We start from the raw sequence: 26,064 nt of genomic DNA on the forward strand, positions 1-26,064 counted from the left end.
GGGCACCGGGGCCGTGCCCGGCAGACATTTCACCTTCCCAACCTCCCCATTTGCTTTGCCAAAAACTCCACGAACAGCCTTGCCCGCACCGGCAGTTGCCGGCCGAAGGCGTGTACGATGTGGACCGGCATGGTTGGCATCGGCACATCTGGCAGGACGCGCATGAGTCGGGCGGTGTCGATGTCGTCTTGCACGGCGACTTGCAGGAGGTGGGCGATGCCGGCGCCGGAAAGTGCCGCGTTGCGGATGGCGCCGCCGTCGTCGGTGTCGAAGCGGCCGTCGGGCACGATTTTGGTGCCGTCGGCGAAAGTGATGGCCCGAGGGCGACCTGCCGAGACATAGCGGACGAAATCGTGGTGTCGCAGATCGGCGATCGAGGCTGGCAAGCCTCGACGCTGGAGATAGGCGGGGGCGGCCACCAGCACGATCGGCAGGCTGGCGATGCGCCGCGCCGTGAGCCCGGCATCGGCCAGCGTGCCCATGCGCACCGCCACGTCATAGTTCTCGCGGATCAGGTCGGCGTGACGGTCTGTGACGCTGAGTTCCAGCTTCACTTCCGGTTGCTCTGCCAGAAACAGCTGCACCCATGAGGCAATGAGGCCGCGGCCGAGTTCGACCGGGGCGGTGACACGCAGCAGGCCGCGCGCCGTACCGGTGCTCTGCACGATGTCCTGCGCATCGTCGAGCGCCCGCAGCAGCGGCGCCACCCGCTCGTAATAGGCGAGGCCTTCGCTGGTCAGCCCCAGCCTGCGCGTCGAGCGCTGGATGAGCTTTGCGCCGAGCCGCCGCTCCAGCTTGGCCACGCTCTTCGACACGGCCGACGGGCTGGAGCCGATCAGCCGGCTGGCGGCCTGGAACGAACCGGCATCCACCGTGCGCACGAAGGCGACGAGGCCGGCGGTCTTTTCGAGGATTGTGGTCATGGCGGCATCGTCCCATGTCGAGAAGGGCTGATTGCGGAATTCCAGGCAAGAAAGAATGGCATGAGGTCAGGCTAATACGCTTTTTATGCGCACTTAAATACCGCTCATCGTCAGGATCAAGGAGAGAATGGATGAGCAGTCTGAACGGCAAGGTCGCCATCGTCACCGGCGCATCAAAGGGCATAGGAGCAGCCATCGCCAAGGGGCTGGCGGCGGCGGGCGCGGCTGTCGTGGTCAACTATGCCTCATCGCGGGAAGGGGCCGAGCGCGTCGTCACCGCCATCGCGGATGCCGGCGGCCGGGCGGTGGCGGTGAAGGGCGATGTCGCGCAAGCGGCTGACGTGCGCGGCCTGTTCGAAGCGGCAAAGTCCTCGTTCGGCGGCGTCGACATCCTGGTCAACAATGCCGGCGTGTTCCAGTTCGAGCCGCTGGAGGCGGTGACGGAGGCCGAGTTCCACCGCGAATTCGACACCAATGTGCTGGGCGTCGTGCTGACCATCCAGGAAGCGGTGAGGCATTTCGGGCCGGCCGGCGGCAGCATCATCAACATCAGCTCTGTCGCCAGTGTCAATCCGCAGCCCAATTCGTTGGTCTATGCCGCCACCAAGGCGGCGGTGGATTCGATCACGCTGTCGATGTCGCGCGAGCTTGGCGCCCGCCACATCCGCGTCAACGCGATCGCGCCAGGCGGTGTCGACACCGAAGGGCTGCAGCGTGTCGGCATTGTCGGTAGCGAACACGAGGAGGCGCTGGTGGCGGTCACCCCGCTCGGCCGCTTCGGCCAGCCCGACGACATTGCGCGGGTGGCGGTGTTTCTGGCGTCCGAAGAGGCCGGTTGGCTGACGGGAGAGCGGATTGCGGCGTCGGGTGGGTGGCGATAGGGGCGCGACTAGATCGGAAGGATGAGGTTGCTGAAGGTGCACCTGACTGTCTTCCGTGGCGCTGCCCCTCATCGCCCTGCCGGGCACTTCTCCCCGTATAGTGACGGGGAGAAGGACGCTGTTGTGTATGGTTTCGCCAATCGTCAGCGGTGAGAACGAAGAACGAAGGTTGCGGCGATTTCCCTTCTCCCCGTCACTACACGGGGAGAAGGTGCCGGCAGACGGATGAGGGGCAGCACCGGCCTCACAGAAAGGCGACCCGCGCCACCATCACTTAAAACAACGCCTTCTCCAGCGGCCGCTCCAGCGTCTCGGCGAAGGCGGTGGCGAGGTGGTGGCGGTCGCGGAAGGCCAGCTTGCCGCCGATGAAGACGTGGCAAGAGGTGCGGCCGCAGAAATGGTCGGTGAGGTCGACATAGAGCGTGTCGGGCACGCTTGTCACGACGGCGCGCTCGGTGGCGGCCGCGCCGTCATTGGCGGCCTCGGTCCTTGGCGTGTCGCAGTGCGGCGACGGCGCCTCGCGCCACCACAGCGCGCGCGCCACGCAGGAATCGGCGAAGCTGGTGTTGATCGGCGTGTCGCGGATCACCGCGGCCTCGACGCCGGCCCGGCTGAACGCCTGCAAGGTCGAGCGCAGGCCGGCCTGCCAGCGCGCGGTCTCGGCGGTGCGGCTGGCGGCGGGCATGTCGCGCGTCAGATTGCCGATGGAGAATTCCGAGATCACCACCAGCCGCGGCTTGCGGGCGATGATGTCCGATATCGCCTGCTCGCGCCAGGCGTCGCATTCGGTGTAGTCGCGTTTCAGCACGGTGTTGAAGGTCGAGAGCCGCGAGGCGCGGCACGATGATTTGAGATAGGTGACCACCTTAGTATCGTTGCGCCTGGCCGCTTCGATCAGCGGCGTCGACCAGTGGTCGGCATGGGAATCGCCGAACAGCACGATGGTGTGGGCGGCATCGGTGGCGCCGAACGTGCAGGGCTTGGGCGTCACCGTGTGGAAGTCGAGCAGGCAGCTCTTGTCGACGGCGCGCGCGATGGAGGGTTGTTCGGCCGCCTGCTCGATGCCGCGCTGCTCAGGGTCGATGTTGCGCTGGGCCAGATGCGCGTTGGCAAAGGCGACCGCCACGCCGGCGCCGGTCAGCGCCAGCGCCGGAGCCAGCGCAATTGCAGGAAAAGTGAGACGCGGTTTTGCGTCCGGAATTGCGCTGAAACAAGGAGCCTTGGCGCTTGCCGTCAGCCAGCCGGCGCGCCGTCCGGGGTTCTCGATCAGGTGATAGGTGAACACCGACAGCGCCAAGGCCAGCGCGCCGCAACCGAGGCGCTGCGGCGCGCTGAGATCCGGCACCAGCATCTGCGCATAGACGATCACCGGCCAGTGCCAGAGATAGAGCGAATAGGAGAGCGCGCCGATCCATTGCAGGGGCGGCAGCGACAGAGCGGCGACCGGGCTGTAGGCTTGACCATTGGTTCGCCCCGTGGCCAGCATGCCGGCCTGCTCCTCGCCGGCCCCGCCCAACAGCACCAGCACCGTGCCGGCAACCGGTAGCAGCGCCAGGTAGCCGGGAAAGGGCAGGTCCTCGCTCAGCCACAGATAGGCCGCCGAAATCAGCGCCAGGCCGAGCCAGCCAAGGGCAGCGCGCAGCTGCGGACGGTGCAGCAGGAACGTCACTGGGACCAGCGTCGCCAGGCCGCCGGCGGCGAACTCCCAGGCACGCAACGGCGAAAAATAGAAGGCCCATGCCGGTGCCGCGCTGGTCAGCCAGGCGCAAGCGACGAAGGAGGCGAGGCCGGCGACGCCGATCACGGCCACGGCCGTTCGCCGGCCGGGACGCAGCCAGGCTGCCAGCAGAAGCAGCGCCGGCCAGGCCAGGTAGAACTGCTCCTCCACGGACAGCGACCAGAAGTGGATGAAGGGATTGCTGGTGGCATCCGTGGCGAAATAGTCGAACGACCAGCGCAGCAGCCACAGATTGATGGCGTAGGCGGAGGCGAACATGGCGCCGCGCGAATAAAGCGCCTGCTCCTGCGGCGACAGGATGAAATAGCCGGCCGCAAGCGTCGCCAGGATGACGAACAGTGCCGCCGGCAAAAGGCGCCGCGCGCGCCTGGCATAGAAGCGCCAGAGGTCGAGCCTGCCGGTGTCGCCGATCTCCTGCGTGAGGTGGGTGGTGATCAGCCAGCCGGAGATGACGAAGAAGATGTCGACGCCGGCAAAGCCGCCGGGCAGGGCGGAGAGCCCGAAATGATAGGCCACGACGCCGCCGACGGCGAGCGCGCGCAATCCCTGTATGTCCGGCCGGAACGATGTTGCCAAGACGGCTCCTTCGTGCAAGCCCGCCTCTTGGCCCACCGCTTGTCCCAGCCCGTCGCAAGTGTCGGCCGGGCAGGTTGACATCGCAATGCAACAAATCTTTCGCAGTGCAACATGGCAAGAAAAGGGAGGTCCTCTCCCACCCGCCGCGCCGAGCCGTCAGCTGCACCGGATTTGGTGCATCAAGCCTCGCGCGCGAGGCTTGCCACCAGAGGATCGAAGCCGGGGTCATCGAGGCCGACGACGTGGGCCATCCGCATTGCCTGTCTCAGGCTGATCCTGGCGACGTCCCGCCGCATGATGACCGAAACGAAGGCTGGCCCTGATCCCGTCAGGACAATGGCCCTGCCGACCAGAACCGGCTCCGAGATGGGGGCCCATTGCACGGCCATGATCGACGGCTCGCCGGTCGGGCGGCTGTTGATGCCGCTGAAATAGATCCAGTTCAGGCGCGAGATCACCACGCCGTAGTGGTTGTCGGGCGCCCGCGCTGCGCCCTGGCTGTCGTCTGGAGCCCACCGCGTCACGCGCCTGAAGGTGACCAACTCGGTCTCACGCTGCACGAAGGTGATCGAGCGCGTCAAAAGGTCGGGGCGGCCGGGAACCGAAAAATAGGTGAAATAGGTGCCACCGGCGATGGCCGGCGAGGGGGGATGCACCATGGTCTCATACAGTCTCTGGCGCAGCGATGCGTGGCTGTCGGTGGCTGCCGCGGCAGCGGACTCGCGATAAAGATCGTTCTCGTCGATCTTGAAGAAGCCACAGATCAGCCTGGCGGTGGCTTTGTTCGGAATGGCCTGGCCTTGCAGATAGCGCTCGAACTGGGTGCGGTTGATGCCAAGCTCACGGCACACCGCACTCACGGAAGCGTGGCGTTGGACCAGCCGCCTGAGATTGGCGGCGAGATTCTCGCGAATTGGCACGACATCGCCCCCGCGACGTACGGATGCTTATTCAAGCGATAACTTATATTTTGCCAAACTCGCATGCGGTGACGGTTTCGCGAAGAGGGACTTTGGGCCAATAGCGCGGCCGGTCCGGTGACACGAAGACTGTACGGTTTTGACAGTTTGGCTATGCAAGCCAGCCAAATGGGCGTAATCCAGTGCCAAGAGCGACCTGGATCGGCCACTCGACATCCTGTGATGGAGGGCGGTTTGGATCACACCGGCCTGGTCGAGCTTCTGGACTATACGCAAGCGCAATTGAGCAAGATACGCCAGGCGGTGGCCGCGAGCGATCACGCCGGCGCCATGTTCACCATCGATTGCCTTATCGGAGCGGCGGCCGAACAGACGAAATGCAAGCTCGCAAGCCTGGAGCATGCCGGGTTGCCAATTGGCAGAGATGAACCGATTGGCCGGAACAGCGCGGTGGACGACTATGAAGTCGGTGCGACACGGCCCGGCAAGGTGACATCATCGGGCAAGCCGGCGGCGCGGCGCCCTTGATCAGTCGGCATCGATCTCGCCGACCAGCCTGACATATTCGGCCTCGGCTTCGCCGTAACTGCCATTGGCGAGTTCTTCCAATCCGGCGCGGTCGCGTATGACGATCTCGCCGCGTCGCGATCGGATCAGCGCTCGCCCTTCCAGCAACTGGAGGGCAACGGTGACGCCTGGCCGCCGAACGCCAAGCATGATGGCCAGGAATTCGTGCGTGATGGCCAAGGTTTCGCCAGGCACCCGGTCGTCGCACATGAGCAGCCACCGCGCCAGCCGCTCCTCGAGCTTCAGCCTTGCGTTGACGAGTGCGGTGCAACCGGCCTGGGTCTGAAGCGCGTTGACAAAGCGCAGCAGGAACATCCGCAAGGTCGCACTTGCTGCAAGTGCTGCGTTAAAGGGGCCGGCTTCGATGCGTATGGCCTCGCCCTCGAGCTGTACATAGCAGGCATGGACCGCACGGTCGTCGCCCATCACCAGCGAAGATCCCGTCATGCCTTCGAAGCCGATGAAGCCCACTTCGGCCTCGTGGCCGCTGGTCGTGCTGGCGACCACCGAACCGATGCCCCGTTCGATGAAGTAGACGGCCTCGATTGGAATATTGGGGCTCACCAGTATCTGGCGCAAAGGCAGGTCACAGCGCTGCATATGGGGCTCGAGCAGCGCCAAGTCATCCGCCGGCATGCGCCGCAATAGTTGGTTTCGGTATTGGTGGTTTTTTTCAGGATCGGTCATGGCGCGGCCCAATGCAGGGCAAGAGCCATCCCATCTCCCAGCCGTCCGCGCCCCGTATCAACGTGCCGACGATCGCCCGTATATAGGGAGTTTGAAGGAAAAAACCCAGGAATGCGGTATGAAATTCGATGCACGGCGACCCCCACCAATGTTCGCATACGCAAAGTTCGGCCTGAACGTTAGTGTCGGAAACGTACCAAACACGTCTTGGTACAAAACCGACATATCCCTTGAGAATGCCGGATCACAGCGACGGTCGATAAAATCCGCCGGCTAACGACAAAGGCGCCATGTCACGTCTGGTCATCCCTTCGAGGCGTGGCTGATGACTCGCGTCTTTATTCTGCAGGCGGGAAAGTGTACGATTTTTACGGTTGGCGGCGCGGACACCGTCAGGCAAGTGGCCGCTGCTCCAAGAGAGAGGGCTTCTCATGTCGAGCCTCAACAAGCGCCATCCCGGCTTCTATCCTTCCGATCTGAAACTGTGCCAACGCGTCTTCGATCAGGTCTGCTCCGATCGCAAACTTGACCCGAAGTCATCGGAGCCGGACGTGCAGCGGCTCGCAGCCACGGTGTTCTCGCTGTTCGAGAATGGCTGCAGCAATGAAACCGAGTTGCTTGAGAGTTTCAGGCGGACCCGCCAGTGACCGAAGCCCGGGTCATGTCCTAGGACACCCGGGCATCGAGTTGCGAGGCCAGAGGGCCGGGATCGTTCCGGATCGAATAGCGCGCCAACCCGGACAGCTTCAGTTCTTGTCCACCGGCTTCGAACGCATCCTTGACACTGTTTCTCGCTCGGCCCGCTTGGAGCGTAGCGGCGGCAGGCCGCGGTCGATCAGGTCCATGTCCTCCAGCACCATGTCGCCCATGCGCTTGAACGCGATGTCGAGCGCGCCGGCGCGGTGTGCCGAGCGCAGGAAACCGGGCAGGGCACGAACCGGATGGCTTTGCGCCAGCGGTTCTTCCGGAAAGACATCACTGGCGGCGACGATGTGGCCACTTTTCACCGCCGCCATCAGGGCGGGAAAATCGACGACACCGGCGCGGCTGAGCAGGATGAAGGCCGCGCCCTCGCGCATGCTGGCAAAGGCATCGGCGCCGAGAAATCCCTGGTTCTCGCTGGTCACCGAAGCGACAACGAAGACGAAGTCGCTCTGCGACAGCACCTCGTCGAGCGAGGCCGGCTCGACGCCGTTGTCGATCAGGATCGACGGCGGCAGCCAGGGATCGAATACTTTTGTGCGGGTGCGGAAGCCCGACAGCAGCCGGTTTAGCGCGCGGCCGAGATCGCCGAAACCGACGATGCCGACATCGGCCCCCGACAGCAACCTGGCTGTCCGGTTGCCGTCGCCGCCCCACAGCTCCTTGCCCTGGCGAAAGGCGAGGTCGGCGTCGACGATGTCGCGGGCAAGGTTGAGCGCCATGGCAAGGCCAAGCTCGGCCACCGGCTCGGCGAAGACCAGTCCGGTGGTGACGACATGGATGCCGCGCGCAAACAGCGTCTCGTAGGGCATATTGTTGATCAGGTTGGTCTCGACGTTGAAGACGCAGCGCAGTGCCTTCATCTTGTCCAGCGTTTCAGGCGCGATCGGCGGCTGGCCGACGATGTAGCGGGCTTCGGCCAGCACATCGGCCGGCAATTTTGCGACGCCATCGGGCGTCGCCTCGACGATACGGTATGTTTTCCGAAAGCGTGCCAACTGCGGGGGCGTGAAGATGAGGTCGAGCGTGCGCGGTTCCGGCGCGCTGATGACCAGCGGCAAGGTGCTGTCTGACATGGCAATCTCCTCCGGGCGCGAACCTCATCGCACATTTTTAGTTTGCACATGTCGTTATCCCGTTGCACACTTTTGCGACACGCACGGAGACAAAATACCTCCGATTAAACGATTTACAATCGCGAAAAATCGATTTACCCGATTGGTGGCGGACGAAAAATGCTGACGTCCGCGCCTCGTGAGGAGGACCAATGGCGCATAGGCAGGGCCAGCGGCGGCGTCCGTCGATCCACGACGTGGCAAGCCATGCCGGCGTGTCGGCAGCCACCGTCTCCAAGGTCATGGCCGGCGTCACCACGGTGAAGCCCGAGAATGCCCAGCGTGTCTTCGATGCCGTCGAGCTTTTGGGCTACCGCGTCGATCCGCTGGCCTCCGACATGCGGCGGGCCAAGCGCCGCATCATCGGTGCCATCATGCCCGAGTTCGAGAGCGAGTTTTTTGGCCAGATGGTCACCCAGCTCGAAAGCCTGGCCGAGCAGCGCGGCTATACGCTGGTGGCCGCATCGAGCCGTGAATCAGAGGTGCGCGAAAAAGAAATCCTCGAACGCATGCATGACTGGAGGGTGGCCGGCGTCGTGCTGGCGCCGGTGCGCAACGAGCACGGCCCGGCGGCCGGGTTCATGAAGGCCAACGGCATGACCGGCGTGCTGATCGACCGAGTGCTGTCGGACGACGCCTTCGACACCGTGTCGGCTGACAGTGCGGCGGCCAGTGCCGAGGTGGCGCGCGAACTGATCGGCAAGGGCCACCGCCATATCCTGGTTGTCGGCCTTGGCGAACAGGCAGCCACGATGCACGCCCGCCTCGACGGCTTTCGCGGCACCGCGTTGGCGCTGGCGCCGGATGTGCGCATCGACGTCGTGCTTGCCGAGAGCGATGTCGAACCGCTGCGGGCGCAATTGCGCGACTATTTCGATCAAGGCGAAGGTGGGGGCGGGGGCCAACGTCCGAGTGCCGTCTATTCGCTGTTCCTCAAGGGCACGCTGGTGGCGCTGTCCGAGTTCCGCCGGCGTGGCTGGCATTGCCCCAACGACATTTCGCTGGTCGGCTTCGACGACGCAGAGTGGATGCAGGTAACATGGCCGGCCATCGCCGCCGTGGTGCAGCCGGTGCGCCAGATCGCCGGCCACGCCATGGACGCACTGTTTGCCAGGATTGAAGGCGGGGAGGGGCCGCCGAGAGCACGGCTCGAGCCTTGCCAGGTTTTCATACGGGAATCCGTTGGCTCGCCAGACAACAGCCTGCGTTCCCGGGGAGGAAACCGACAATAGCCAGTGTTGGCAGGCAGTTGCGCTGCACCTGGCCCTGGCGGCCTGCATGGAAGGCGATCGCCGCTACCGGCTACAGCGGCGCCGTTGCACCGGAAATCTTCACTAGGCGCTCCGCGGCCTCGACCAGACGCCGTTGCAGCGCGATGTTCTCGGCCAGCATTTCTTCTGTGCGTTGAATCGCGAGCTCGGTCCGGTTGATGCGCTGCCTGGCATTGGCAACTTCCAAGGCCAAAATATCGGCCACCATCCCGTGACCGTGGGGTTCCATGGTGTTTGTCATAAGTTTCTAACACCTGACGGGCGATATCGTTCCCGCCTCCTGCGCGTACGCGCGCGAAGCATGCAAGGCCGGGGTGATGCGGGCGGGGTGTTCTATGACGCTTCGCCGGCGACGGCATTTGCCCGCCGCAGGCCCAAATGCCGTATCTTGCGGCCGACGATCATCAGCTGGCGCGCAGTGTTGTTGCGCAGGCGGCGGATGCGCCATTCCAGCCCTGTGCCGGTGGTGATCTCCTTGGCATAGTAGCTCACCCGCATGCCGTTCTCATCGGAGGCGATTTTGACCGGGTCGTCATAGAACGCGCAGATCTTGTCCGCCGCCATGCCTGGAGTTTCGAGCCAGCGCGGAATGTGAACCGAATGGAGCCGATCGACATCGGTCATCACCCGCTCGATGCCGACGCCCGGTGTCGGGCATGTGGTCCAGAAGGCGTCGCCGATGAAGACGACACCATCGCGGCGATGGCCTTGCGTCGTGGTCAGATTGATCTGCCTGACCTCGACAGGGCCTGCCATCTCGAAGTTCCCGCATTGCGCTGATATTTCGGGCATCAGCTCGCAAAGCATCTTTTGCGGGTCCTGGCGAAACGCCCTTGTCCACGGCTCGGCCACCAGCCGGTAGACGAACATGTTCGCCCGCATCTTGTTGCCGATCGGAAAGACGCTGATGTAGGCGACACGGTCCCCGGCCCGTTTGGCGTAGCAGGTGACGGACTGATAGGCGAAGTCACGCGGCGCGATGGCGAGATCGAAGCCGATCGACAGCGAAAATGCCTTGGATTCTTCTATGCGGTTAACGCCGATGGCGCGCCGCACCGCTTCACTGTAGCCGGTGGCCACCACCAGAAGCCGCGCGTCGATGACGGAGCCGTCGGCGAGCACAAGCCGCTGCTTGTCCGGTCCGGTGGTGATCTCGGCGACCTTGCCCACCGTCAACGGAACTTGCGGCGGCAGCGCGTCCCGCAGGCCGTTGATCAGCGCGCCATAGGAAAATCCAAACTCGCGATGCATCTCACGCGCGAACAATTGTCCGAGGCGAAAGACGTGGACCTCGTCCATCGGGGTGACGAGAGGCAGAAGCGTCGCGTCGAGGCCCAGTCTCTCGAACTGCTTCATCTGCTTCGTGCCGATCTTCTCAGCCCTGAACTCGTCGTGATGGACGCGGTGCGGCTCGATCAACGCCACCTTGCGCCCGGCTTTTCCAAGCACCGTTGCCAAGGTGGTTCCGGCCAGCCCGGCGCCGACAATCGCCACATCGACTTCGGCTGGGCCAGCCTCTGCGATACTCATTTCGCCGCCCTTTCTGCTGGTCATCTTTCCGCTCTGCAATCTGTGGTGGAAAATACGTCCGGACCCAAATCAACCTCAAGCAACTTGCAGGCGCGACTGGTAGTAACCAATGTTTAGGTTAATACCGCCCGCCTCGTTGCTTCCAGCGCGGTGCAATCGCCGAGCCGTCGATGAACTCGAAACCACCCGCCTCGTTGAGCGTGTGGAGCTTGCGCCCATCCCATAGCGCACCTGGATTTAAGATCGTCTCAACAACCTGCTCCATGCCGATCAAATCGAGGTGAGAGATGCGTGCGATGCCGAGAGCCGCGCCATAGCTCCTGCGACAGTCCTGCACCGGGCGCAGCAACTGATCGCCTCGTTTCACCATGCGGCCGGCCGGCCGCGCCGAGGCGATGTCGATCAGCACGGGATTGTTCGGGTGCGGCGTCCAGGGGCCGCGAAAATCCGGCGCCGACCACAGATGCAGCGTGTCGGAGAAGGCGCCTCCACCGTCCCGGACCGTGGCGAACATCCACCAGCTGCCGCCGTGCTCGACCAGGGTGGCGTCGCTGGCAACGACGCCGGACAACAGCGTCGCCTCCTTGACCCAGCCGCCGGGAAAGGCAGTCGCCCGGTAAAGATCGACCGTGCCGTTGGCGCAGCTTTCCGGAACCATCCAGACCTCGCCGTCGCGCTCGAAGACGAAGGGGTAGGAGAGATGGTAGGGCAGTTCCAGCACCGGCTCAGGGCGGCCAAGCGGGCCGGCCGGACCGAACGGCACAGCCGAGATGATGGCCTTGCCGAGCCGGTGGATATAGTCCTCGACGAACAGGGTCAGCTGACCCTGATACAGGATCGGGAACGGATCAGCGTAGAAGCGGCTGCCATCGTCCGGCAGCACCTGCCAGCCCGATCCCGGATGGGCGCGCAGGTCGTACAGATCCCGGCCCTTGGTTTGGCGCCAGCCGACCTTCCAGTGCGGCGCGTTGTAGCAAAGATGGTAGATCTTCTGGACGATCCGCCGCGCCAGCGCCTTTGCCGCCCTGACGCCAAGCTTGGAAGCCGAGGGCATCGGCGGCGGGGCACCGGCCTGCGCCGGCTCGGGCAGAACCGGCACGGCCGACGCTGCGCCTGACATCGCAGCGACGATCAGACTTGCCGTACGCGCCAGCATGTCCTGGAAGGACGCCAGCGCGATACCGCCATATTCGGTTCCCAGACGCCCGGCGGCAATCGCAGCCCCGTTTTCCTCGACGCGGGCGAGTGGCGTCTGGCCGGCGAGGATCAAGGCGAGCAGGGCCGCTTCGCCGCTGGCGCCGCCATAGGTGACGTGCCAGATCCGTGGGCCTTCGAGCTGAATGTCACCGCAGAGGTCGACGACCAGATCGACCGAAGCAGGCGGCGCGCCGTAGCGGGCGAGCGCCGAGCGCGGCACGCGCTTTGCCAGCCCATCGCGGGGCAGGCCATGGATTGCTGTTTCAAGTTGGAACAAGGCCTCGGCGCTGCGCGGGATACCGCCGCCAGCCGGCCGGGCATCGACGGACAGCTCGACATTCGCGAGTGCGGCCAGGCGTTGAGCGAGTAGGACATGGAAGCCACGGACGCAATCGCCGTCCAGGCGCAGGCTTAGCCGCATGTTGAACACCTGGAATTTTCGTGCCCGACGTCAGAACATGGGACACTGGTGTCGGCCCGGTTGAAGTGTTGCCCCATTTTCGTCCGTCTCTCGTTCAGCTGCGCGGTGTCAACACCCCAGTACGTCTACCTAAGCAAACTCCGTGCCAAAATTCATGCGGGTTCCAAACATAATTAATAATGTTTTAACAATTGGAGTAATAGCTAGGTTCATGCCCGCGATTTGGTCTTGCAGGCAAATGGAGTATTGTAGGAGGCAGCTATGCTATCATCTCTGCCCATGGTGCCTCAGCAATACTTTCCGGAAGCAGGATCGGTGGAATCAGCGGGATCATACGCACCCTCGACCGTCGAGCTTGGCGATCTGAAGCGCATTTTGGTGCGCCGCCGTCTCTGGATCATCGGCACGACCGTGCTGCTGACGCTCGCGACCCTGCTCTACGGCCTCCTCACACCCCCGCTGTACAGCTCTGTGGCGGAAATCATCATCGATCCGCAAGACCTGCAAGTGGTCACCAACGATATCAATCCGAGCGGGCTGGCGCCCGATGGCGGCATCACGCAGGTTGAAAGCCAGGTCAGCGTCGTCCAGTCGACGGGCGTGCTGCAGCGGGCGATCGCGGCGACCAAACTGACCGAGGATCCGGAATTCAACGGGCAGGGCATGCTGTCGCGCGCCCTCGGTTCCGGTTCGGCCGCGACCGACAGGACGGTGGCAACGCTCGACGCCCTGCGCCGGCGCCTGGCGGTGAAGCGGGCGGACAAGGTCCTGGTCATCGATGTGATCGTCACCGCCAAGAGCCCCGACAAGGCGGCACTTCTGGCCAACGCCATCGCGCAAGCCTATCTGGCCGACCAGGCGAGCGCGCGCGCGCAAGCCGCCACCGATGCGTCGAAGGCGATCACCGCGCGGCTGGACGAACAGCGCAAGCGCGTTCAGCAGGCCGAGAATGCCGTCGAGGCCTACAAGTCCGCCAACAACATGGTGATGGCGGCGGGCAATCTGGTCAGCGACCAAGAACTGACCGAGCTCAACACGCAGCTTTCGGCGGCGCAAAGCCGCACCGCGACGCTGAAGGCGCAGGTCGACCAGATGCGTAAGCAGAGCGGCACAGCCGATGCAACCTCGGAAGCGATGCGCTCGTCGGTGATTTCGAGCCTGCGGTCGCAGGAAGCAACACTTGTCGACCAGGTCTCGCAGCTTGGCACTGAACTGGGGCCGCGACATCCGTCGATGATTGCCGCGCTGCAGCAACTGCGTGACACGCGGCAGCTGATCGCGCGCGAACTCGGCCGGATCCAGACGGCCACCGAGACCGATTACGAGCGGGCGGTTGCCAACCAGCAGGCGCTGGAAACGAAAGTCGCCAGCCTCAAGAACAAATCGCTCGACACCGACCAGGCATCGGTGCGGCTGCGTGAATTGCAGCGCGATCTCGAGGCGGTGCGTTCCGTCTACGCAACCTACCTGCAGCGGGCACAGGAAACGCGCGAGCAGATCAACGTCGACAGCACCAATGCTCGCGTCATTTCGGACGCCATGCCCGCCCAGAAAAAAAGCTGGCCGCCACTGGGGCTGCTTTTGTTTGGCGCCGTGTTCGGCGGATTGGGGCTGGGCACCGGCCTGGCGCTGATTGCGGAATACTCCTCGCCGACGGTGCTTTCCAGCGCCCAGATGCAATTCACGATCGATGCCCCCGTGCTTGGCATCCTGCCGGCGGGAGCGAAGGCGGGACGGCGCTGGTGGCCTTTCGGCACCAGCCCGGCCGTCGCGACCAGCCAGAAGACCGACGCCGTCGTCGGCCTTGCGCTCCGGCGCATGTTCAGTTCGGGCCGGCGTCCTCCGGATTGGCCGCTGGTGCCGTCGATCCTGGTGACGTCGCCGCCGGAAGACGGCCAGCAACGCAACAGGATCGCACGGCTGCTCGCCAACGCCGCGGCGGCCAGGGGCAGCCGGGTCCTGTTCGTCGATACCAACACCAGCAACGGCCAGAAGGACCCGCAGCCCGGGATACTAGATGTGCTGCGCGGCGAATATGCGTTTGAAGCCGTCAGCCGTTACGCCCCGGGCAGCAACGTCGCCCTTCTGGGCAGGGGCCGGCCGAAGGCGATATTTCAGGAAGCGCACGGCGTCTACTTCGCGCAGCATATGCTGGCGCAGGCGAGCCGGAGTTTCGAACTCGTTGTCGTCGATGGCGGCGCGCTCGCCGAGAATCTCAATGCCTCGCCGCTTGTCGCCATGGTCGACGAGATCGTGCTCGTCGCCAGGCTGAACGCCACGCCGATGCGCGATGTGACGGCGACGATGCAGGCGATTTCCGTCATGGGGCGGTTGCCGACAGGCGCATTGCTGGTCGACGAGGTGGCCTAACATGACCTCCGGCTGGAGCGGAACAGCCTCGAATTTCGGCGCTGCCGCGCCCCGCGCCGGCACCTCCGTCGATGCGGTGACCCAGTTTGGACTGATCGCAGCCGTGCTGGTGCTGTTCGCCGTCTCGGGCGGCATGCTGTGGCTGCTGGGCTACAATTACGACGGCCTGTCAGGCAGCGCGGCGACCAAGATACATCCCTCCACCTATCTCATCATTCTGCTGTTTGCCTGGCGTTCGTGCACGTTCGGCAATCCAGTCGGCTATTGCGTCCATGTCGCTGACAGGCGCCCCGCCACGGCACTGATGAGCGTCATCGCCGTCGTGCTCCTTGTCGTCGTCATCGTCCGGCAACGTCCAGGCATGGCCGGCATGATCGACACATTCGTGGCTTCCGGGCTGCTGGTGCTCATGCTGGGCGAGGATGACGAATGGACGTTCGCCCGACTGCCCACCGTCATTCATGCGGTCATGACGGTCAATGGGCTGCTCGCCCTTGTCGAATTCGCCACCAAGACACTGGTGTTTCCCTATCGTTTTGATGGCGAGGTGTTTGCCACGGATCCGCGTTCGAGCGCGCTGCAGGGGCATCCGCTGGTCAATGCCACGGTGACGTCTGTCTACGTGCTTGCCCTTTTGAGCGGTTCAAGATCGCTGCCGGCTCCGCTGCGGCTGGCGATGATCGGCCTGCAATGCGCGGCGCTCGTTGCGTTCGGCGGCCGGTCGGCGATGGTAGTGACTATACTCCTCGGCGGCAGCTATTTGCTCTTCCACGGCTTTCGCAAATTGCGCACGGGACGCGTCAACCTGCTCGGCGCCGCATTGGCGATGATGCTGGCCGCGCTGCTGCCGGTTGCCATCGCCGTATTGGCCTCGCAGGGCTTTTTCGATGCGCTGCTTGGCCGCTTCGTGTCGGATGGCGGCAGTGCCAATGCCCGCGTCGAGATGTTCGAGATCTTCAACTATCTGGAACTGCGCGATGTGATTGTCGGGCCTAGTGTCGATCTCGTCGAGAGCCTGCGCCGGATCAACGGCCTCGAATGGGGTATCGAGAACCCATTCGTGCGCATGACGGTCTACCAAGGCGCCTTCTTCACCCTTTTGATGATGTCCAGCTTCGGGCTGTTCATGCATGAGGTGGCGCGCCGCTGCCATCCTGGCGTCTGGCTGCCGGTGGTGGGCTGGCTCATTCTTCTCAACACCTCGGAAAGCATCTCCTCCAAGACCACGCTGCTCACCAAGGTCGCGGTGCTGTGCCTTGCCCTTTACCGGCCGGCGCGATCGGTGATCAGGCCGGTCGGCGGGGTTCGTCCTCTCGCGGAATTGCAGAACCGCTCCACATCTTCTTGATGCAATTGCGGGCGGAAAGCCGTTTCACAACGCTCAGTCAACTGGCTGCCGCCAATGGCCGAGATGGGCCGGAAGCGGACGGACAGCTCCAGGTGACAAATGCGAGAAAGCGGACGTCGAGCCTGACCGGGAACTTCAGCCGGCTGATAGTATGTGCGCCCCAAGGCGGATCGGGCGACGAGCTCAATGTTCCTAGGTCGATTTCGTCTACTTTGCGGCAGCCTCGATCACGCGAGCGACCGCAGCCGGCTGAGAGATGAAGACAGCGTGGCTTGCGGCCACTTCAGTCACCTTCGCGCCCGAGCGTTGATACATCCAGCGTTGAAGCTCTGGACTCACGACATGATCCTTGGTGGTCAGGATCGCAAAGCTGGGCTTGGTTCGCCATGCGGCAACGGAGACCGGCGCTCCCAGAGCTTTCTCCGCGAGCTGCTGCTGTGAATCGGCCAGGAATTGAGCGTCCGCTGCCGGGACGTCCTGGGCATAGGTCGCAGCGAACAGCGCCGGCTGCATGAAGAAATACTTGCCCGTGGTGGCCGTGGCGGCCGGGGTGGCCCGCATGGCGTCGCTTGGCGCGGCGAACTTGGACAGAAGCTGCCCGCTGGCTTCCCCTACATCGGGCTGGAGTGCGGCCACATAGACGAGCGCACTGACCTTCGGATCGGCGCCTGCCTCCGTGATCACCGAACCGGCATAGCTGTGACCGACCAGGACGATGGGCCCCGTCTGCTGATCAATGACGCGCTTGGTGGCCTCAACGTCCTCGGCGAGACCCGTGAGTGGCTCCTGCACGACAGTGACATGGAACCCATCCTTGGACAGGATGTCGTAGACGGCTCGCCAGCCTGAGCCATCCACCAGGGCGCCGTGGACAATGACGATATCTTTCGCGGCCGGCTTTGCATCAGCGCGAGCCATGGTGCCACTCAAGGCAACCATGAGGGCAATGACAAAGTTCTTTCGTAGTGTGGACATGAGAGGCTCCTGTGGTGTTTCAAGGGGTTGAGGACGTTGTTTAGGTCGGAAGTTGGTGGTTCGCGCCGAGGAATTCGCTCGCGTAGGCATAGAGGCCGAGAATCCCCTCCATGTGTTGCAAAGCACTGCCTTGCTCGCCTACGCCGCGATTTCAAAGACGAGCTCGACTTCGACCGGCATGCCAAGGGGCAGGCTGGCGACGCCAAGAACGACGCGGCCCGAGAGCATCCCGGTGCCGAACACCTTGACGAGGAGTTCGGACGCTCCGTCGGCGACTTTCGGATGGTCCCGGAAGTCGCCCTCCGTCGCGATATAGACGCCGAGCTTCGCCACGCCGATTATCTTGGCGAGCGAGCCGAGATGCGCCTTGGCCGCGGATAAGGCGCTAAGACAAGCAATCTCCGCGGCCTCTCTCCCGTCCTCCGCTGAGAGCGCGCCACCGACGCGTCCGACATATTGCGGCTCGCGCCCGACGACCGGCAGCATGCCGCTCAGATAGAGCAGATTGCCGATCTTCACGGTTTCGACATAGGCGCCGAAGGGGGTGGGCGGCGGAGGGAGCGCGATGCCGAGATCGCTCAGCCGCTGGTCTGCACTGGCTTGCGTGCTCATCGAGGTCACCATCTTCCCAGATGTGCGCCGCCGTCGACGTGCAGCACCTCCCCGGTTATGCGCGGCGCCTCTGTCAAGAAGAGCACCGCATCGGCAATTTCTTGGACGCCGGAGATGCTGTGCATGGGCGAGAGCGTGTTCAGAAAGTCCTTCGGGTTGTCTTTGTGCAACGGCGTGTCGACAACGCCGGGGGCGACCGTGTTGGCACGGATCTGCTCCTTTGCATATTCCATGGCGATGTTCTTCGACATGGCTTCGATGCCTCCCTTGGTCAGCATGGCGACCGATGCATTCACACCGGCGATCGGGCGATCCACCAGGGGTGTCGTGATGCTGACGATGCTACCACCACGCTTCTGCGCCAGCATCTGCCGCACGACGCGCTGCGTGAGGTGCAGAAATCCTTCGAGATTCGTTGCCGCGAGGCGACGGTAGTCTTCGACCGTGTAGTCGACGAAGGGCTTGGTGAAGAAGATGCCGGCATTGTTGACCAGGGCGTCGATCGAACCGAATCGCGCAAGCGCGGCTTCGACGACGGTCTTGGCGGTATCCGGGTCGGCGATGTCGCCATCGACGCGGGCTAGGCGGTCGGATGCGTTCAGCTCCGTCGACCGGCTGACCTGCCGCGAGGTCGCTACGACGTTGTAGCCCCTTTCGAGAAAGCTGTTGGTGAGGCCGGCACCGATGCCCTGAGAAGCCCCTGTGATTACGGCCGTTTTCCGCGTCTGCATTTTCATCTCCAAAGGGTGGGCAGCGTCAGTGCTGCTGGATTGCCCTAATGGGACCGATGTAGTGCAGGCGCGATTTCTCGATTAGGCGGAAATATCTGGAATGTGTTTTCCACCTATGCAAAAATCGGGACATGGCCGATCTGAACGACATTGCCGTGTTCGTAAGGGTTGCGCAGTTCGAAAGCTTCAGCCGTGCCGCGCACGCGCTCGGCATGCCCGTCTCCACCGTCAGCCGCAAGGTGACGGCGCTGGAGGAGCGGCTCGGCGTGACCCTGCTGCAGCGGACGACACGCAAGCTCAGCCTGACGGCGCAGGGCCGTGCCTATTTCAATCAATGCAGCGAGCCGCTGAGCCAGCTCTTCGACGCCGAACGGGTGCTGACCCAAATCCAGAAGAAGCCGGAGGGTCTTCTGCGGATATCAGCGCCGGTCATCCTCGGCCAGGAACCGTTCTATGCGTTCCTGTCCTCGTTTCTGAAGACCTATCCGCGTATCCAGGCCGACCTGTTCATCACCAACCTGTTCCTGGATCTGATAGCCGAGAACATCGACGTCGCCATCCGCTTCGGCGAACTGCGGGATTCGAGCCTGATCGCCCAGCGCATCGGAAAGAGCGTGCGCTATGTCGTGGCCGCGCCGGAATATCTGCACGGTCGGCTTCCGCCATCGCGGCCGGAGGATTTGCGCCAGCATCAATGCGTCCTCCTGCAGGCGCGCAACAACGAGGTGGAATGGCATCTGGTCAGCGGCAAGAAATCCATCAAGCTCCACGTCACCGGGTCGGTGGCGGCGAGAGATTTCCAGGCAGTGAGCGCTTTCACCTATAGGGGCCACGGCATCGGCCTGCTGCCATCAACCTATTGCGATGCCCGGATCGCGAGCGGAGAACTCGTGCGGCTTCTTCCTGATTGGTCGTCGCCGGAAATCTTCGTGCACGCCGTCTATCCGACACGCCGATTTCTGCCGGCGAAGCTGCAGGTATTTCTCGAGGAACTGAAGGCCTGGAAGAGTCCCCTTTGGATTCCGCTGCGATGACCACGGCGGCTATCATAGGATAGCGTGGCCTCAATTTCATCCAGACAGCCAAATGTAGAGCTTCCCGCAGTGCCGCGTCGGCGCGGAGCGGTCGGCCTCCTGGCCCGTGGCAAGGAGCCCCGGTGACGCATCCGAGTTGGCGGATCTGCCGAGTGCCGTTCCCACCTCCGATGACGTGGTCGCGAAAGCGAACCGTTCCTTATGGGGCTTCGTAGAGTTCCAGCGGCAATCCATCCGGGTCGCTGAAAAAGGTAAACCGTTGCTCTGTATATGGGTCGATCCGGATTGGCTCGACGGGAACGCCGGCGGCTTCCAGGCGCATGATTACGGGATCAAGATTCTCCACGGCAAATGCCAGATGTCTCAGGCCTGTCGCCTCTGGATGGGACGGCCGCATCACTGGTGCAGGGAAGGAGAACAATTCCAGCTGGACGGATCCGATCCGCAGATCGGCCTTCCATGACTGCCGCTCCTCCCGATAGACCTCCCGGATCAGATCGAGGCCGAGGAGTTCGACGTAGAACCGTCGCGACCGATCGTAGTCGGTGCAGATGAGCGCGACGTGGTGAATGGCGTTCAGCATGCCACGAACTCTAGCCAAGCTGGGATTTGAGGCCAAGGTCGCCATCGGGTGCGCGGCATTTTGTTGATGTCGCCGTTCGCCAGGATCGCCTCGTCCATACGAATTTTCATCTGCGCCCAATCGGCGGCATGATGTTGCCGCCGACGCGCTTGAGACCCGCGCGCGGCTCTACTGGTCCGAAAACTTCACGCTCACGCCGCGCTGGCGAAAATAAGCCTGCATCAACTTGCGGCCCGAGCGGTTGTTCTGCGCCAACTTGGTCGGATCGAACACCGCCTGTTTTACCCCTTCTCGTGTCAGCGCCGCCTTTAGCGTCGCGATATGTGCGTCGATGTCGGCATTGTCCGCCCGGAGCGAGACATAGATACTTTCGGTCGCCTGGGCCACGGTCGGTTCGTTCACTGGTGTCGTCCTTTGGTTGGTTGAGCGGCGGCTACCACAGTTTCGCGGCTCTGGCGATACCGATGAGATTGAAGTCGTCTCTACCGGCATAGCGCGATCCTGGCGCATCCCGACCCCCAAGATGGTCGCTGGAGATGTCTGCTTTCGGGCAACCGCAAAATTGGACACTACGTCCAACTTGCGGCGCAAAGTTGCCAATCGCGCCATGGGGAACGTAAAGTCGGCTGCGGGCCGAACTCGTTCGGAGTGATTGGGTTTTGACCCTAGTCCGCCGGCATGGTCAGGCCAAGTGCCGCGATGATATCCGGGTCGAGCGCTCGTGTGGTGTCGTCCATCATCCCCATGCCGTCGAAGAGATTCCAGAATGCCCAGCCAAAGCCGAGATCCTCGGCGCCCTGGCGCACATCGGCGATGTAGCGCGCCCGATCGGGATTTGGCGCCGCCACATAGCGGGCGTCGGTGCGCAGCGCGCCGAACTCACCCATGATGATGCGTTCCGGCGCAAGGCCGTGACTGTTGCCCCAGGCGCGAACCTGGCGGAGATATTTATCGACAAAGCGCCGGCCGGGCTGGGCGTCGAAATAGACCTTCAGCACGCGCTCGGTTTCCGCATAAGCGGCTTTCTTGGCCTCATCCGTCGTTTCGGTATCCTGCGCCATGCGCGCCCTGACCGACGCCAGCGTCGCTTCCAATGAGCCGGCGGACGCCGGCCACGGCACGTTGTTGAGCGAGCGGTAGACGGGCTCGCGCATCCACGGCGCGCCCTGATGGCTGAACAGATAGGGCTCATAGAAGTGGAAGGTGAACAGGATCGGCTCGAACGGCGACAGCGGCACCGGATCGAGCGCGGTCAGCCCGCCGACCATCGAGCCGCAGCCTCCGGTGACCACCAGCGGCAAGGTTGCAGCCGATGCCCTTGCCGCGGTCAGAAGCGCGAGCTGGACCTGCGACCAGACGTCCGAAGCGCAGGCCTGCGGCGGCTCGTTGACGGCTTCGAGCGCCACCTTGCCGGGCTGGAAGCGCTCCAGCCTGCCGGCGAGTTCGCCGACCAGCCCGCGATAGAGATCGAAGGCGGGCGCGGTGACGCTGGCGACCATGCGGTCGGGATTCCAGTAATGGGTGGCGCCATTGGCCTGCACGTTGACGATGATGCCGAGGCCCGCATCGAGGGTGGCGCTGACCGCCGCGTCCAGCATGTCCAGCAACAGGCCACGCGTGGTGGCGTCGGCCGCCAGGAACGGGCCGGGATCGACCGGCAGGCGGATGAAATCGAGCCCGGTGTCGCGCAACCGACGTAGGTCGTCCGTGGTCGGAACCGGCCGCTGTGCCTGGAAGGGCGGCCAGCCGTAGTCGGTCCGCGGCGCCGGGAATTCACGTGTCAGCGAGAACCAGGGCCAGGCGTTGACGCCGCGCCGAAAGGGAGGCTCTGCGGCGCGGGCGAACGGCGCGATCGGGAGAGAGCCAAGTGCCGCGGTCGACAGCGCCGTCCGCAGCACCCGCCGGCGCGACCAGACCTTCATGCAGTGCCGGGCGATGCGCGATTGGCCGCGACGGCGTCGTCGGCGGTGACACCGAGAAGCCGATAGGCTTCACGCTCATAGGCAGCCAGGACATCCTCCCAGCGGAAGGCTTCGCGGGCGCGGGCCCTTGCCGCGATGCCGCAATTCCTGACCAGGGCGTCATCGTCCTGCGCCTGTTGCATCCGCTCGGCGCAACTGTCGGTGTCGGTGAAGTAGATCGCGGCGGCACCCGCGGTCCAGCGATTGAACGGATTGTCGTGCGCGATCACCATGTTGCCGGCCGCCAGCGCCTCGACCAGCGACGGGTTGGTGCCGCCGACGGTATGGCCATGCAGATAGGCTCGTGCGTGATAGCGTAATGCCTTCACAGTCGCCTGGTCGTAGATGGCGCCCGGCAGAACCACCGATCCGTTCGCCGCCTTGCGGACGGCGACATGATAGGGGATTTCGTCGGTCAGCGTCCCGAGCACCACCAGCTTCATGTCGCGCTTGCGGCTGCAAAAGGCTTCGACGATCGGCAGAATGTTGTTGTCGGGTTCGATGCGCGCGATCGAGATCAGATAGCGCCCCGGCTCCAGGCCCAGGGCCCGGACCGGCGCTTCGGGCGCCGATGTCACCGGATCGGCGCCATAGGCGATGGTGGCGATGGCGCTCCGCGGCCGGCGCGTCGCCAGATGGTCCGCGATGGCGGGATGATCGGCGACCAGGCGATGCGAGGCCCAGGCGCCGATCCATTCGTTGAGCCAGAACCAGCTGCGCGCCGCCATCCCCCATTTGGGGCGTCGCCACTCGATGCCGTCCATATTGGTGAAGATCTTGCGCCCCTTCAGCCTGAGCCAGGTCAGGAAAATCGCGCCGTTGTAGCCGAGCACCAGGCAGACGCCCGGCCGCCTGGCGGCGTCGCGCACACATTGCCAATCGAATTCCAAGGTCGCGCGCGGCCCTTTCGACGCAACCTGGACGTGGATGAGTTCGATGCCCCGCCAGGTTTCGCTGCGTACCCGCTGGTCGATCCGCGCGACCTCCTCCTGGCAATAGACGCCGACCTTCCAGCCGCGCCCGGCAAGAAAAAATGCCAGTCTTTCGGCGAAGGTTTCAAAGCCGCCATGGGCAGCGGGTATGCCGCGCGTCCCCAGGATCAGAATGGCAGGCGTCTCTGGTTTCATGGCCGCTGGCACTTTCGGAACTTTATATATTAGCGATTGCTGCATCATCAGATCGGATGGGCAACTTCCATGCCATCCGACGATTTCGGCGTTCGGGCGGATGATCATCGCGCGGGGTTGTAAAAAAACTGTATTGAACCCCGTGGTTGTTTCATTATCGGTCAACCCTTCTGTGCGTATCTGTGTCGAAACGAGGCATTGCCAGGGATTGGGCGTCCGCCAGTCGGGCGGATCAATCAGGCATGGTTCTTGCGAAAAGGTTCCCGCATTCCAGCGCCTGGTGCGATGGCTGCGGCACCTGGCGGGATACAAAGATGCGGATTGCCTGCGTTCATCAGGGCTATGAACTCTATGGTTCCGACCGCAGCTTCGCGGAGAGCGTTGCTGCGCTGCGCGCCGCGTTTCCGTCCGCCGACATCGAGGTGGTGCTGCCGCGCAGCGGGCCGATCGTGCAGATCCTGGAACGCCATGCCAGCCGCATCGTCTTCGAGCCGCTCTGGGTGCTGAGGCGCCAGGCCATCCTGCGGCTGGCGACGGTCGAGATGGCGCGATTGCCGATGGCCGCGCTTCGGGCATGGCGGCGCCTCCGGGATTGTGATCTCACCTACGTCAACACCTCGATCGTCGCCGACTATGCGCTGGCCGCGCGCCTTCTCCCCGACAAGGCCATCCTGCATATCCACGAGATCCCCGAAGGCGTCATGCGCAGGATACTCGTCGGCCTGATGCGCTGGAGCCATGCGGATCTCATCTTCAACTCGCGCGCGACACGCGCCGCGTTCGGCGATCCCAAGGTCTCGCGCACGCATGTCGTCTACAACGGTGTCGCGGGGCCGGCGGCGGCCGAGCCAATGACTTATGACGGCAAGCGCCCTTTGCGGGTGCTGCTGCTCGGCCGCGTCAACAGGATCAAGGGCCAGGAGGTTCTGCTCCAGGCGATCGCTTCGATGTCACCGGAATTGCGGTCGAGGATCGAGGTGCGGCTGGTCGGCGGCGCCTTCGAAAGCGTAGAGCGCGAACGCGCGCTGGCCGAACTGGTCGAAAGCATGGGCCTGGCCGAACGGGTCAGCGTGTTGCCGGTCGTAACGGACCCCTCGGCGCATTACCGCTGGGCCGACATCGTCACCGTGCCGTCGCGGCGTCCCGAATCGCTGGGGCGCGTCGCCATCGAGGCGATGGCCTATGGCCGTCCGCCGCTGGTGTCTGCCATTGGCGGCCTGGTCGAAGTGGTCAGCGATGGCGAGACCGGCTGGCATGTTCCGCCCGGCGACCCGGCCGCCCTTGCCGACAAACTGCGGGAGATCGTCCTTCGGCCAGATGACTGGCGCGGTTTCGTCGCCGCAGGCCGGTTGCGATACGAGGAGATTTTCAGCGAGCCGGTGGCGGCGGCGGCGATCGCGGCGATCGCTACCGACAAGTTGAGGGTGGCGCTGGCGAAGCCTGGCCGGGCGCATGCCGCCCGCGAAGCGGAGACCAGTCCGTGAAGTTCGTGTTTCCAGGCCATCTGCTGCGGCGCCTTGTGCTGATGATCGGCGGCGAAGCCATACAGAGCGGCTTTCACTTCGCGTTGAACATCACCCTGCTGCACGAGCTGTCGGCGGAAGGCTACGGCATCTTCGCCATCGCGATGGTGATGGGGGGCGTTGGCCTGTCCTACATCAGATCACTGACTGCCATCCCGGCCAGCATTTGGATGGGCAAGAGCACCAACAGGGCCGGCGTCGACGCGCACGACGTGACGTTTGGAGGGGCCGCGGTCGTCGTCGCGTCGATCATGGGCGCCGCGACCGCGCTGCTGATGCTGCTGTGGGGTGACGCGGGCAGTATCGCCGCCGGTTGCTTCGTCGGGGCGTGGTCGCTGCGCAGCCATATGCGCACGGCATTCTTCGCGCGGCGCCAACAGGTGGTCGTCAGCATAAGCGATTTCGCCTTCACGGTTGCCGGTGCCGCAATGGCCGCACTGGCGATCTTGACGGCGCCGAACGTGCTGCAAATGGTGTTCTATGCCCTTGCAGCGGCCAATGTGATCGGCATAGCGGTGCTTGCACGCCTGGCGCCCCGTCCGCTTCGCGTCAGTTTCCGAGCGCCCGTGCGGCGACGCTATGCCAGGCTCTGGCGCCAACTGCGCTGGTCGGGATTCAGCGCGACGACCACCAACATCCAGGGGCAGTGCCTGGCGCTGCTGGTCGCGGGCATTGCCGGTCCGGCGGCCTATGCGCCCATCGCGGCGGTTATCGTCCTTTTTGCCCCACTGCGCATCGTCAGCCTGGCCTTTGTGAACATGCTGCAGCCCGAGCTTGCCAAGATGATGGGGAACAATGAAGTCAGGCGCGTGTGGATGCATGCCAAGCTATGGTCGCTTGTCATGGGGCTCGGCAGCCTGGTTTACGGAGCCTGCATCCTGTTTGTCCTGCCGACGATAAAATCCCAGTCGCTCGCGGGAGCTTCGGTCAGCGTCATTGGCCTTCTCGCCGTGGCGAACTTCGTACCGATCATGCTCTACATCATGCCGCGCATCGTCCTCGAGATACTCGGCGAATTCCGGGTCGTGGCGTTCATCACAACGGCCGGCGCGGTCGTTGGCCTGGTCTTGATCGCAATCCTGCTCGCTATCGCTTCCCCGTCATGGTCGCTTGCAGGTGCCGCGGTCTCCGAGACCGTCGTGCTCGTGGCCTCATGGTATTTCGCTCACCGCCACATACTCGCGCTTGAGGGCGCGGATGGCCGGCATGACAGCCAGCCGAAATCGTGGCGACGCACCGAACCCGCCCCGCTCGCCACGGGAAAAAGGTAGG

24 protein-coding genes are annotated in these 26,064 nt (G+C 63.9%); 9 read left to right on the plus strand and 15 right to left on the minus strand.

Annotated elements, in window-relative coordinates:
* Positions 1-29 precede the first annotated feature (29 nt).
* A complete protein-coding gene (locus AC1DYW_RS14810) occupies positions 30-923 on the minus strand; it encodes a LysR family transcriptional regulator (protein ID WP_477226710.1) in 894 nt (297 codons plus the stop codon).
* 131 nt (positions 924-1,054) lie between these two features.
* Here AC1DYW_RS14810 and AC1DYW_RS14815 point away from each other — a divergent pair, with 131 nt between their 5' ends.
* On the plus strand, positions 1,055-1,804 hold the full coding sequence (locus AC1DYW_RS14815; protein WP_477226711.1) for an SDR family NAD(P)-dependent oxidoreductase: 750 nt from the start codon (positions 1,055-1,057) through the stop codon (positions 1,802-1,804).
* A gap of 274 nt (positions 1,805-2,078) precedes the next feature.
* Here the strand turns inward: AC1DYW_RS14815 and AC1DYW_RS14820 are convergent, their stop codons facing one another.
* Positions 2,079-4,118 carry an acyltransferase family protein gene (locus AC1DYW_RS14820; protein ID WP_477226712.1) on the minus strand — a complete coding sequence of 680 codons (2,040 nt, stop codon included), beginning with the start codon at positions 4,116-4,118 and terminating at the stop codon, positions 2,079-2,081.
* A 179-nt stretch (positions 4,119-4,297) separates the two neighbouring features.
* Positions 4,298-5,038, minus strand: a complete 741-nt coding sequence (locus AC1DYW_RS14825) for an XRE family transcriptional regulator (RefSeq protein WP_477226713.1) — start codon at positions 5,036-5,038, stop codon at positions 4,298-4,300.
* A gap of 234 nt (positions 5,039-5,272) precedes the next feature.
* Between AC1DYW_RS14825 and AC1DYW_RS14830 the strand changes: the two genes are divergently transcribed.
* Complete coding sequence (locus tag AC1DYW_RS14830; RefSeq protein ID WP_477226714.1) at positions 5,273-5,566, plus strand: hypothetical protein; 294 nt, start codon at positions 5,273-5,275, stop codon at positions 5,564-5,566.
* Here AC1DYW_RS14830 and AC1DYW_RS14835 read toward each other — a convergent pair whose 3' ends face one another.
* Entirely contained in the window at positions 5,567-6,292 is a 726-nt protein-coding gene (locus tag AC1DYW_RS14835; protein ID WP_477226715.1) for a Crp/Fnr family transcriptional regulator, read from the minus strand. It lies immediately after the preceding gene.
* A 431-nt stretch (positions 6,293-6,723) separates the two neighbouring features.
* On the opposite strand from AC1DYW_RS14835, the gene AC1DYW_RS14840 reads away from it, so the two are divergent.
* Positions 6,724-6,939: a hypothetical protein gene (locus tag AC1DYW_RS14840; RefSeq protein ID WP_457152325.1), complete on the plus strand. Its 216-nt coding sequence runs from the start codon at positions 6,724-6,726 to the stop codon at positions 6,937-6,939.
* A 99-nt stretch (positions 6,940-7,038) separates the two neighbouring features.
* Here the strand turns inward: AC1DYW_RS14840 and AC1DYW_RS14845 are convergent, their stop codons facing one another.
* A complete protein-coding gene (locus AC1DYW_RS14845; RefSeq protein WP_457152326.1) occupies positions 7,039-8,070 on the minus strand; it encodes a hydroxyacid dehydrogenase in 1,032 nt (343 codons plus the stop codon).
* 191 nt (positions 8,071-8,261) lie between these two features.
* Here AC1DYW_RS14845 and AC1DYW_RS14850 point away from each other — a divergent pair, with 191 nt between their 5' ends.
* The gene (locus tag AC1DYW_RS14850; RefSeq protein WP_477226716.1) at positions 8,262-9,341 is read left to right on the plus strand and encodes a LacI family DNA-binding transcriptional regulator; all 1,080 of its coding nucleotides are present in this window, start codon (positions 8,262-8,264) and stop codon (positions 9,339-9,341) included.
* A gap of 70 nt (positions 9,342-9,411) precedes the next feature.
* Here AC1DYW_RS14850 and AC1DYW_RS14855 read toward each other — a convergent pair whose 3' ends face one another.
* The 3 genes from AC1DYW_RS14855 to AC1DYW_RS14865 form a co-directional block, all read right to left on the minus strand.
* Positions 9,412-9,621: a hypothetical protein gene (locus tag AC1DYW_RS14855; RefSeq protein WP_457152328.1), complete on the minus strand. Its 210-nt coding sequence runs from the start codon at positions 9,619-9,621 to the stop codon at positions 9,412-9,414.
* 92 nt (positions 9,622-9,713) lie between these two features.
* Positions 9,714-10,934: an FAD-dependent oxidoreductase gene (locus tag AC1DYW_RS14860; protein ID WP_477226717.1), complete on the minus strand. Its 1,221-nt coding sequence runs from the start codon at positions 10,932-10,934 to the stop codon at positions 9,714-9,716.
* A 94-nt stretch (positions 10,935-11,028) separates the two neighbouring features.
* Positions 11,029-12,528, minus strand: coding sequence for a glucosamine inositolphosphorylceramide transferase family protein (locus AC1DYW_RS14865; protein WP_477226718.1), 1,500 nt, complete (start codon positions 12,526-12,528; stop codon positions 11,029-11,031).
* A 315-nt stretch (positions 12,529-12,843) separates the two neighbouring features.
* On the opposite strand from AC1DYW_RS14865, the gene AC1DYW_RS14870 reads away from it, so the two are divergent.
* Both AC1DYW_RS14870 and AC1DYW_RS14875 read left to right on the plus strand, forming a co-directional pair.
* Positions 12,844-14,898 (plus strand): GumC family protein, encoded by a 2,055-nt coding sequence (locus AC1DYW_RS14870; protein ID WP_477226719.1) that lies wholly within the window; start codon positions 12,844-12,846, stop codon positions 14,896-14,898.
* A gap of 1 nt (position 14,899) precedes the next feature.
* Positions 14,900-16,246, plus strand: a complete 1,347-nt coding sequence (locus AC1DYW_RS14875; RefSeq protein WP_477226720.1) for a VpsF family polysaccharide biosynthesis protein — start codon at positions 14,900-14,902, stop codon at positions 16,244-16,246.
* Positions 16,247-16,453: 207 nt separating this feature from the next.
* Here the strand turns inward: AC1DYW_RS14875 and AC1DYW_RS14880 are convergent, their stop codons facing one another.
* The 3 genes from AC1DYW_RS14880 to AC1DYW_RS14890 all read right to left on the minus strand — a co-directional run bounded on the left by AC1DYW_RS14880 (position 16,454) and on the right by AC1DYW_RS14890 (position 18,564).
* Positions 16,454-17,221 carry an alpha/beta fold hydrolase gene (locus AC1DYW_RS14880; protein WP_457152333.1) on the minus strand — a complete coding sequence of 256 codons (768 nt, stop codon included), beginning with the start codon at positions 17,219-17,221 and terminating at the stop codon, positions 16,454-16,456.
* A gap of 138 nt (positions 17,222-17,359) precedes the next feature.
* A complete protein-coding gene (locus tag AC1DYW_RS14885) occupies positions 17,360-17,845 on the minus strand; it encodes a RidA family protein (RefSeq protein WP_457152334.1) in 486 nt (161 codons plus the stop codon).
* Complete coding sequence (locus AC1DYW_RS14890; RefSeq protein ID WP_457152335.1) at positions 17,839-18,564, minus strand: SDR family NAD(P)-dependent oxidoreductase; 726 nt, start codon at positions 18,562-18,564, stop codon at positions 17,839-17,841. Before AC1DYW_RS14890 ends, AC1DYW_RS14885 begins: the two co-directional genes overlap by 7 nt.
* Positions 18,565-18,695: 131 nt before the next feature.
* Between AC1DYW_RS14890 and AC1DYW_RS14895 the strand changes: the two genes are divergently transcribed.
* On the plus strand, positions 18,696-19,598 hold the full coding sequence (locus tag AC1DYW_RS14895; protein WP_477226721.1) for a LysR family transcriptional regulator: 903 nt from the start codon (positions 18,696-18,698) through the stop codon (positions 19,596-19,598).
* A gap of 199 nt (positions 19,599-19,797) precedes the next feature.
* Here AC1DYW_RS14895 and gloA2 read toward each other — a convergent pair whose 3' ends face one another.
* From gloA2 to AC1DYW_RS14915, 4 genes are all read right to left on the minus strand, one after another.
* Complete coding sequence (gene gloA2 / locus AC1DYW_RS14900) at positions 19,798-20,181, minus strand: SMU1112c/YaeR family gloxylase I-like metalloprotein (protein WP_477226722.1); 384 nt, start codon at positions 20,179-20,181, stop codon at positions 19,798-19,800.
* A 168-nt stretch (positions 20,182-20,349) separates the two neighbouring features.
* Positions 20,350-20,583, minus strand: coding sequence for a hypothetical protein (locus tag AC1DYW_RS14905; protein ID WP_095091204.1), 234 nt, complete (start codon positions 20,581-20,583; stop codon positions 20,350-20,352).
* A 263-nt stretch (positions 20,584-20,846) separates the two neighbouring features.
* Positions 20,847-22,103, minus strand: coding sequence for a glycoside hydrolase family 5 protein (locus AC1DYW_RS14910; protein WP_477226723.1), 1,257 nt, complete (start codon positions 22,101-22,103; stop codon positions 20,847-20,849).
* Positions 22,100-23,269, minus strand: coding sequence for a DUF1972 domain-containing protein (locus AC1DYW_RS14915; RefSeq protein WP_477226724.1), 1,170 nt, complete (start codon positions 23,267-23,269; stop codon positions 22,100-22,102). Before AC1DYW_RS14915 ends, AC1DYW_RS14910 begins: the two co-directional genes overlap by 4 nt.
* Before the next feature lie 314 nt (positions 23,270-23,583).
* Here AC1DYW_RS14915 and AC1DYW_RS14920 point away from each other — a divergent pair, with 314 nt between their 5' ends.
* Positions 23,584-24,753 carry a glycosyltransferase family 4 protein gene (locus AC1DYW_RS14920; RefSeq protein WP_477226725.1) on the plus strand — a complete coding sequence of 390 codons (1,170 nt, stop codon included), beginning with the start codon at positions 23,584-23,586 and terminating at the stop codon, positions 24,751-24,753.
* Positions 24,750-26,063, plus strand: coding sequence for an MATE family efflux transporter (locus tag AC1DYW_RS14925; RefSeq protein WP_477226726.1), 1,314 nt, complete (start codon positions 24,750-24,752; stop codon positions 26,061-26,063). Before AC1DYW_RS14920 ends, AC1DYW_RS14925 begins: the two co-directional genes overlap by 4 nt.
* Position 26,064: the final 1 nt, after the last annotated feature.

It is taken from the genome of Mesorhizobium sp. P2_D5 (assembly GCF_056404355.1).